General features: G+C 66.5%; 8 protein-coding genes and 1 pseudogene. 3 read left to right on the forward strand and 6 right to left on the reverse strand.

Annotated elements, in window-relative coordinates; translation table 11 throughout:
* Positions 1–527: 527 nt before the first annotated feature.
* Positions 528–1,328 (reverse strand): ABC transporter permease, encoded by an 801-nt coding sequence (locus tag AC1VAN_RS04310; RefSeq protein WP_088101854.1) that lies wholly within the window; start codon positions 1,326–1,328, stop codon positions 528–530.
* Positions 1,325–2,293, reverse strand: coding sequence for an ABC transporter ATP-binding protein (locus AC1VAN_RS04315; RefSeq protein ID WP_051501690.1), 969 nt, complete (start codon positions 2,291–2,293; stop codon positions 1,325–1,327). Before AC1VAN_RS04315 ends, AC1VAN_RS04310 begins: the two co-directional genes overlap by 4 nt.
* 84 nt (positions 2,294–2,377) lie before the next feature.
* On the opposite strand from AC1VAN_RS04315, the gene AC1VAN_RS04320 reads away from it, so the two are divergent.
* Positions 2,378–3,127: a ferredoxin--NADP reductase gene (locus AC1VAN_RS04320; protein WP_080149594.1), complete on the forward strand. Its 750-nt coding sequence runs from the start codon at positions 2,378–2,380 to the stop codon at positions 3,125–3,127.
* 17 nt (positions 3,128–3,144) lie between these two features.
* On the opposite strand, the gene AC1VAN_RS04325 is transcribed toward AC1VAN_RS04320, so the two are convergent.
* The 4 genes from AC1VAN_RS04325 to AC1VAN_RS04340 all read right to left on the reverse strand — a co-directional run bounded on the left by AC1VAN_RS04325 (position 3,145) and on the right by AC1VAN_RS04340 (position 6,793).
* Positions 3,145–3,426, reverse strand: a complete 282-nt coding sequence (locus tag AC1VAN_RS04325) for a DUF1883 domain-containing protein (RefSeq protein ID WP_025877572.1) — start codon at positions 3,424–3,426, stop codon at positions 3,145–3,147.
* Positions 3,427–3,513: 87 nt separating this feature from the next.
* Positions 3,514–4,686 (reverse strand): lytic polysaccharide monooxygenase, encoded by a 1,173-nt coding sequence (locus tag AC1VAN_RS04330; RefSeq protein ID WP_280884149.1) that lies wholly within the window; start codon positions 4,684–4,686, stop codon positions 3,514–3,516.
* 215 nt (positions 4,687–4,901) lie between these two features.
* The gene (locus AC1VAN_RS04335) at positions 4,902–6,071 is read right to left on the reverse strand and encodes a lytic polysaccharide monooxygenase (protein ID WP_480985330.1); all 1,170 of its coding nucleotides are present in this window, start codon (positions 6,069–6,071) and stop codon (positions 4,902–4,904) included.
* 236 nt (positions 6,072–6,307) lie between these two features.
* Positions 6,308–6,793, reverse strand: coding sequence for a DUF1203 domain-containing protein (locus AC1VAN_RS04340; protein WP_312965074.1), 486 nt, complete (start codon positions 6,791–6,793; stop codon positions 6,308–6,310).
* Positions 6,794–7,064: 271 nt separating this feature from the next.
* On the opposite strand from AC1VAN_RS04340, the pseudogene AC1VAN_RS04345 reads away from it, so the two are divergent.
* A pseudogene (locus AC1VAN_RS04345) lies at positions 7,065–8,588 on the forward strand (alpha/beta hydrolase); the annotation flags it as partial.
* Positions 8,588–9,050, forward strand: a 463-nt coding sequence (locus AC1VAN_RS04350; protein ID WP_480985331.1) for an ABC transporter ATP-binding protein, incomplete at its 3' end; no start/stop codon positions are given. The pseudogene AC1VAN_RS04345 and the gene AC1VAN_RS04350, both read left to right, overlap by 1 nt.

A 9,050-nucleotide genomic window follows, 5' to 3' on the forward strand; every position in this document is an offset into this window, starting at 1 on the left:
CGCCATCCATGGCGCGGACACCCCGCAACCCGACACCACCCCGCCTTCGACAGTTTTCCGCTGCTGTCGGAACGGCGTCCGTGCTGCTGTTGGTGGGTGTCGACCCTGGTCGACACAGTAGATCCACGCCATGCGTGGATGAAACATTCGCGATGGGGCCGAGCATCTGCTCGGCTCTTTTCGTTTGTGAGCTGATGGATATGGATCCATCGGAAAGATGATCGCGAGGAACGAGCGAAGCGACCCGCTGTTGCTTTTGATTTTCTTCTTTGTTTTCCGTGGTGGACGCACACGGAAACCGTCAGGGGTCGGGCGGGGTGGGCTCGCGGGGGTGTCCGCGCCATGGATGGCGCGGCCAAGCCTACAMGGACGTACTTGCGGCGTCCCCGCAACCCGACACCATCCCGCCATCCCACGGATATCTCGTTTTTGACGTTGACGTTGACGTTGCTGTTGCTGTTGCTGTTGCCGGCCAGCGGCCGGCACTACCAGTGCGGGTGCAGGGTCGCAGGCCCTGCAGAACATCCTCAGCTGCGCATTCCCACGCCACGGCGCAACAACCACAGCGCCAGCGCCGTCAGCACCACCACGAAACCGATCATCAGCGCATACGCCACCACCACCGGCACATCGCTGCTGCCCAGCAGGCCATAGCGGAACGCGTTGACCATGTAGAAGATCGGGTTCGCGTGCGTGGCCGCCTCCGCCCATGGCGGCAGCAGCTTCACCGAATAGAASACGCCGCCCAGGTAGGTCAGCGGAGTCAGGATGAAGGTCGGCACGATCGCCACGTCATCGAACTTCTTCGCATACACCGCGTTGATGAAGCCGGCCAGCGAGAAGATCGTCGCGCCCAGGATCACCGTGGTCAGCGTCACCAGCGGATGCGGGATGCGCACCGGAGTGAAGAACATCGCGATGATCAGCACGATCACGCCCACCATCAGGCCACGCAGCACCGCACCGGCCACGTAGCCCCACAGGATCACCCAGTTCGGCATCGGGCTGACCAGCAGCTCTTCCACGTGGCGGCCGAACTTGGCGCCGAAGAACGAGGAGCTGATGTTGCCGTAGCTGTTCTGGATCACGCTCATCATCACCAGGCCCGGCACGATGAACTGCATGTAGGTGTAGCCGCCCATGTCACCCACGCGCGAACCGATCAGGCCGCCGAAGATCAGGAAGTACAGGGTCATGGTGATCGCCGGCGGTACCAGGGTCTGGCCCCAGATGCGCATGATGCGGGCGACTTCGCGGCGCACGATGGTCATCAGTGCGATGCGGTTGCGCTGGCCGTCGGTCAGGACCGGGGTCGGGGTGCTGCTCATGCGGACGTCTCCTGGTTGCCGGTGAGGCGCACGAACAGTTCCTCCAGGCGGTTGCTCTTGGTACGCATCGAGCGCACGCGGATGCCCGCCGCGTTCAGTGCCTCGAACACGCGGTTGAGGTCCATCGCACGTGGCATGTCGATGTCCAGCGTATGGCCGTCGGTGGCGGTCAGGGTTGCCCCCTCGATCACCGGCAACTGGGCGGGCAGGGTGCCGTCGATGTCCAGCAGGAAGCCTTCCACGTCAAGCTTGGCCAGCAGTTCGCGCATCGGGCCCTGGGTGACGATCTGGCCGTGGTCGATGATGGCCAGGTTGCGGCACAGGTGCTCGGCCTCTTCCAGGTAGTGGGTGGTGAGGATGATCGTGGTGCCGGCGGCGTTGATCTCCTTCAGCACCCGCCACATGTCGCGGCGGATCTCGATGTCCACGCCAGCGGTCGGTTCGTCCAGGATCAGCAGGCGCGGCCGGGTCATCATCGCGCGGGCGATCATCAGCCGGCGCTTCATGCCGCCGGACAGGGTGCGGCTCATCACCTGCGCCTTCTCCCACAGGTGGGCGCGCTTGAGCTCGACTTCGGCCATCTGCTCGGCTTCGGCGCGCGGCACGCCGTAGAAGCCGGCGTAGTTCACCAGGATGTCGAAGGGCTTTTCAAACAGGTTGAAGTTGATCTCCTGCGGCACGAGTCCGATCAGGCGCATGGTCGCGCTGCGGTTGCGCACCAGGTCGCTGCCGAACACTTCCACCTGGCCCTCGCTGAGGTTGACCAGGGAACTGATGATGCCGATCAGGGTGGACTTGCCGGCACCGTTCGGGCCCAGCAGGGCGAAGAAGTCGCCCGGGGCCACTTCCAGCGAGACCCCTTTCAGGGCCTGGGTGCCGTTGTCATAGGTTTTACGCAGGTCGCGCACGCGCAGGGCGGGCGCCGTATCGTTCAGGGAAGCCAAGCTCGATGCCTTCGCGCCCATGGGCTGGCGCTGGAGAGGGGCGGGGAAGGTCTATTATAGAAGACCCCGAGGGCTTGCCCCGGCTACACACTGTCCCGAAAAGTCGTGCCTGTCCAATTCCCCATCAAACTGGTCGACCGCCGCATGCTGGCGCCCTCCATCGGCCATTACCAGTTCGTGCGTGACGACGGCCAGCCGCTGGATTTCCAGCCCGGCCAGTTCATCCAGGTCCATTTCAGCTACGCCGATGGCACCGAAACCAAGCGCAGCTATTCGCTGGCGACCATCCACGACCACGCGCTGGGGCCAGGCGAGGCGGTGGATATCGCGGTCAGCTTCGTACCCGGTGGCGCCGCCACGGCGCTGTTCGAGGCGCTGGACATCGGCGGCCAGGTCAGCGCGTCCGGTCCCTACGGTCGGTTCTGCCTGAACCCGGGCGACCACAACGGCCGCTACCTGCTGATCGCCACCGGTACCGGCGTCACCCCGTACCGCTCGATGCTGCCGTTGCTGGCAACGGCGATGGCCGAGCGTGGCGTGCAGGTGGTCCTGTTGCAGGGCGCACGCAGCCCGGGGGAACTGCTGTACAGCGAAGACTTCTACAGCTTCGCCGAAAAGCACCCGAACTTCCGTTATGTGCCTTGCCTGTCGCGGGAACTGCCGGCCGAGCCGCACCCGGACGTACACCATGGCTATGTGCAGCAGGCGCTGGCGGCGTTCACGCCGGACCCGGCCACCGACATCGCCTACCTGTGCGGCAACCCGGACATGGTCGACGCCTGCGCCGAAGCGCTGAAGGCGGCGGGCCTGGGTAATCCGCAGATCCGCCGCGAGAAGTACGTCAGCAGCAAATAAGACCGCTGCCGCCGGGATCAGGCAGGTGGCAAGGGGCGCGGCAGCACCTGCACCGAGGCTTGGGTGCTGCCCGCCAGTCCGGCCATGTCTATGGTCAGATGCCATGGGCCCGAAGAGGGCACCGTGAGGTGGAAGGGTGACGTGCTGACCAGCCCGCCGTGGAACTGATGCCTTCGCCCATTCCGGTAACTGGCCAGATTGCTTGGTGTCATCAAGCGCACGTTGGCGGCGCGGGTCAGAGTGATTTCAATCACGTCACCCGCCTGCAGGATTCCAAGATCCCATTTCAGGTAGTTCATCTGCTTCTGCCCTCTGGATGGCCGTTGCGAGTGCAGGCCGCGGTGATCAGTGGAGGCAGCCAGCGGCTGCCTCCGGCTCCTACCCGGTCAGTACGGCACCCACGCATCGCGCCAGGCCGAACCCACGCCCGGCCGGTAGGCCTCGGCGTTGACGTTGCACCACGCGCCTTCCGGGAACGGGCGGCAGGCGTACAGCTTGCCGTCGGTGCCCTTCACCACGGTCTCGCCGGGCTTGTAGCTGCCAAGTCCGGCCGGGTACACGAAGTCGTAGTCGCCACCCGGCGGTGGATCCACAGGATCGACCGGATCCGGAACGCGCGTGTCGAGCTGGAACCGATGACCCGGCTTCAGATAGACGCGGTTCTCGGTGGCCGAGGCGATCGGCCTGATCACACCATTGTCCATCACACCAACGCGCGCCTGCTGTGCACTGGCGTTGACCGCATGGGCCAGAGCCAGCGGCCACTGGTTCGCCGCAGTCTGGCCGGCGGCCAGGGTGATCTCCGGGCGCTCCAGATCGTTGCCTTGGGCGTTGAACACGCGCAGGGTCAGGGTGGTGCCCACTTCCAGCGCGCCGCGGGCGGTGACCGGACCGGCATCCTGCCATTGCGGTGGCGGCTCGACGCCACCGCCTCCCTCGAAACGCACGTCCATGCAGGTATAGAAGGCCTCGGCCGAATCCGAGCGCTGCCAGGTGTTGTAGATCAGGTGCTGGCCGCTGCGCTGGGGCAGTGGGCAGTCCAGCTTGTAGACACCGCCCGCGGACAACGGGACGTCGCCCAGCGTGCAGAACTCCTGCAGGTCGGCCCAGCGCAGCGGGCTGCCCGGCTGCCAGCCATCGCGGGTGACGTAGAACTTCCATTCGCGGGTGGCATGCGGGGCAGAAGCAAGAAATTCAAAGGTGTAACGGCCGTTGCCATCGGCGCGGATCGGCGTGGTCGACCAATCGGACCGGTCCAGATCCAGGCCGCGGTACTTGCTGTTGCCACCGCTGCACAGCTCGCCGTCGGGAACGACTGCCTGGTGGTTGCCATTGGCATTGGCCTGGTTGATGCCGGCCCAGTCGTAGAAGGGCTGTGCGCCGCCGATGTCCTTGGCCGCAGCACAGGCGGGGTTGGTCGGCTGCTCTGGATTGCCCTGGTAGCAGGCGTACACCCGGCTGGTGGGTTTGGACATGGTGCCGTGTGCCAGCGCGCTGGCAGAGGCGCCCAGGCTGGCGATGGCAGCCACCGCGAGAGCAAGTCGATTGAGCGGTTGCATGATGGGGTCCTGTGGACGGTGGAAGGTCCAGCGAGTCTCCACACGATGCACAGCGCCAACCATTCAACGATTCCGAAAAGCTGCAGGCTGCGACGGGATGTGCAGTGCCTGCGCGAACGGGTTAACACTTCAAGCCGGACCCGCAGGCCTGCCTCTGCCCCATTGCAGAAGCGGGGCGGCACACGCGCGCCGCCCCCGCTCAGTCACTCAGTCACTCAGTACGGCACCCAGGCATCGCGCCAGGCCGAACCCACACCCGGCCGGTACGCCTCGGCATTGACGTTGCACCACGCGCCTTCCGGGAACGGGCGGCAGGCGTACAGCTTGCCGTCGCTGCTCTTCACCACGGTCTGCCCGGGCACGTAGCTGCCGATACCGGCCGGATACACATGGTCGAAATCACCGCCGGGTGACGGTGTACCCGGATCTGGCACCTTGGTGTCCAGCTGGAAGCGATTGCCATCCTTCAGGTACACGCGGTTGTCGGTGGCCGAGGCAGTGGGCGTGATCGCGCCGTTGCTGAGTACGCCGACGCGCGCATGCTGGGCACTGGCGTTGACCTTGCGCGCAAGCGCCAACGGCCACTGCGCCGGCGTGTTCTGGCCTGCGGCCAAGGTGGCTTCCACGCGTTCCACGTCGTTGCCGTTGGCATTGAACACACGCAGCGCCAGGGTGGTGCCCACCGGCAGCTCGGTACGTGCAGTCACCGGCCCGGCATCCTGCCACTGCGGCACCGGCGTGGTACCGCCGCCGCCTTCAAAGCGCACGTCCATGCAGGTATAGAACGCTTCGGTGGAATCGGCGCGCTGCCAGGTGTTGTAGATCACATGCTGGCCGCTGCGCTGCGGCAGCGTGCACTGCAGCTTGTAGGTGCCATCGGCCGACAGCGGCGTRTTGCCCAGCGAGCAGAATTCCTGCAGGTCGGCCCAGCGCRGYGGGCTGCCCGGYTGCCARCCGGCGCGGGTGACGAAGAACTTCCAGTCRCGCGTRGCRTGCGGGGCGGTCGCCTTGAACACGAAGGTGAACCTGCCGTTCGCATCGGGCTGGATCGGTGTGGTCTGCCAGTCGCTGCGCTCCAGGTCCAGGCCGCGGAAGGTCGGGTTGTTGCCGCTGCACAGCTTGCCGTCGGGCACCACGGCCTGGTGGTTGCCGTTGGCGTTGGCCTGGTTGATGCCGTTCCAGTCGTAGAACGCCTGCGAGCCGGCCACTGCCTTGGCGGCCGCGCAGGCCGGGTTGGTGGGGTTCTCCGGGTTGCCCTGGAAGCAGGCATAGACGCGGCTGACCGGGGTGATCATCGTGCCGTGTGCAGCGGCGTTGCCGGCAACGCCAACACCGACGCCAACGAAGACGGTGGCCAACAGCAATGGGGTGTATCGCAGAGACATGGCGCATCCTTGTGGTCGTCGAAGGGAGCGGTGACCGCAGCACCCACGCCGTATCGCGCGACGGACGATGAGCGGTACCGTCGCGAGTATCGAGCTGCAACACGCAGTGGGAAACCACGTCAATGCCGATCCGTGACTACGTGTGTGAAGCCCTTCCCGCAGGCTTCACGCCACACTGAACGAACACGCTGGCGGTCACGCCTGCGGCGCGGCGACGATCACGTTCCCGTGCAACGTCATTGCCGCGGGTGGCCGACCCGATCCACCTGGCACGAAAAGCATCCATGTCCTGCGTTGTGCAGCTGCACAAAGGCCACCGTTGTATCGGCGAACAGCCGGTCCAGGTGCGTGGCAACCTCGGTGCCCTGGCAGACCAGGCCGCTCAGCATGAAGTCCGCGCTGTCATAGGCGCGCACCGAGATCAGCCGCCGCTGCACGTAGGCAGGTACCACGCCTGCTGGCAGCACGCAGCGGGTTGCACCGCGCTGCACGAAGATCGGGCCCGAGGCGCGGTATGGCGAATGCGTGGCCAGGTGTGTGTAGGGCAGCAGAAGCAGTTCTGCACCGGCAGGCGCGTCGGTCAGGCTGACCCTGCAGGGGTAGCCGCCGCTGTCGCCGGCGCGCCGGCGCACGATTCCCCGCGCGGCCAGCGCATCATCGCTGGATTCGAAAAGCGTCTCGAACGGCTGGTGGTCGATGCCACTGAGTTGCCACGGATGCATGGAGTGTCTCCTGGTTCTGCGCGCATTCTGCCGGCGCCACGGGCCGCCTGCTCGCCATTTTCCGCCACCTGATCGCGCTGGCCGATACCGCCCTGTACCGGGCAAAGGCCGAGGGTCGCAACCGTCTGGTGGCCGTGCCGACGCCGGCCCAGGACATCCGCCTGTCGCCGCCAGCGTCCGGCGCGTGTAAGTTGGGTCACATTCGATTGGTCACATCTGCCGCGGCACACCGTCGTGGTGGACAGGAATATCCCCAGGGGAATCACGCACGATGCAAAGACACCATTTCGCGCGGGCCGGGTTGCTGGCCAGCATGCTGATTGCCGGCTGCAGTGCACCGCCGCAGGCAGGGTCCGACGGCGCGGGCGATACACCCAGCCGCCGCTACGGCCAGATCGATTTCCGCCCCTGCACGCTGGCCACCGAAGGCGCCAATGCCAACGTCGAGGCGCAGTGCGCGACGTTCCAGGTGCCCGAAGACCGGAGCAGGCCGGATGGCCGCAGGATCGATCTGCGCGTGGCCTGGCTGGAGTCGGGCAACAGCGGTTCGGGCCTGCCGGACCCGGTGTTCTTCCTGGCCGGCGGGCCTGGCCAGGCGGCCAGCGAGGTGGCCGTCATCGTCGATACGGCACTGCGCCAGGTGCGCAAGCAGCGCGACATTTTCCTGATCGACCAGCGCGGTACCGGCGGCTCCAATCCGCTCAGCTGCCTGGGCGCGGACGGCAAGGAGCTGCCGATGGATGAAGACGCTGCGCCCAGCGAGGCGCTGCTGCGCGAGTACGCGGAGCGCTGCGCTGCGTCGCTGAAGGGCCGTGCCGATCCGCGCTTCTATACCACCGCCGAAGCCATCGCCGATCTGGACGCGGTACGCCAGGCGCTGGGCGCCAACACGCTGAACCTGGTCGGTGGCTCGTACGGCACCCGCGTTGCCCAGCGCTACGCGGCCGCGTACCCGCAGCACACCCGCAGCATCGTGATCGATGGCGTGGTACCGAACGAGCTGGTGGTCGGCGGCGATTTCGCCACGACCTTCGACAACGCGATCACCCTGCAGTCCGAGCAGTGCCGCAAGGATGCTGTCTGCAGCAAGCGCTTCCCGGTCGACACCCGTGCGCAGCTGCGCAGCGTGGTGGAAACCCTGCGCCGCGCGCCGGTCACGGTCGACTACCGCGACCCCGGCACCAACGCACCGCGGCAGGACGTGCTGACCCCGGACAGCGTGGTCGGCCTGGCGTTCGCCTTCTCCTACGTACCGCAGTACTCCTCGCTGTTGCCGCTGGTGCTGGATGAAGCGGCACAGGGTCGCTATGCACCACTGGCGTCGCTGGCGCGCGGTGCGACCCGCAGCATGGATTTCCAGATCAACCGYGGCATGCAGTGGTCGGTGATCTGCAGCGAAGAYGCTCCGCGCTACCAGGCGCCGGTCGAAAGCAGCGACAGCCTGGTCGGCCCGGAAGTGGCGCGCGCGTTCTTCGCCGCCTGCCCGGTGTGGCCGCACCAACCGGCTGCGGCGGCTGCGGCAGTGCCGCTGCACAGCGACCTGCCAGTGCTGCTGCTGTCCGGCGAACTGGACCCGGTGACGCCGCCGCGTTACGCCGAGCAGGTGCTCAAGGGCCTGCCGAAGGGACGCGCGCTGGTTGCCCGCGGCCAAGGCCACGGCACCCTCACCGCCGGCTGCATGCCACGCCTGCTCGGCCAGTTCATCGACACCACCGATGCCAAGGCGCTGGATGCCAGCTGCCTGGACACGCTGAGCTACGTGCCGGCGTTCACCTCGTTCAACGGATGGGCCCCATKATCGTCGCCGACAACCTGCACAAGGCCTTCAATACCCGCACCGGTCGCATCCAGGCGGTGGCCGATGTCGGCTTCCGCGCCGAGGATGGCCGCATCACCGGCCTGCTCGGGCCGAACGGCGCCGGCAAGACCACCACCATGCGCATGCTGTACACGCTGATGACGCCCGATGAAGGCAGCATCACCGTCGATGGCATCGACGCGGCCCGCGATCCGGTGGAAGTGCGTCGCCACCTCGGCGTGCTGCCGGATGCACGTGGCGTCTACAAGCGGCTGACCGCACGCGAGAACATCGCCTACTTCGGCGAGCTGCATGGCCTGTCGGCGTCGCGCATCCGCGAACGCATCGAGGTGCTGTCGCATGCGCTGGACATGGCCGACATCCTCGATCGGCAGACCGATGGCTTCTCACAGGGCCAGCGCACCAAGACCGCCATTGCCCGCGCATTGGTGCACGACC

The organism is Stenotrophomonas sp. 05L44_2 (genome assembly GCF_056665995.1).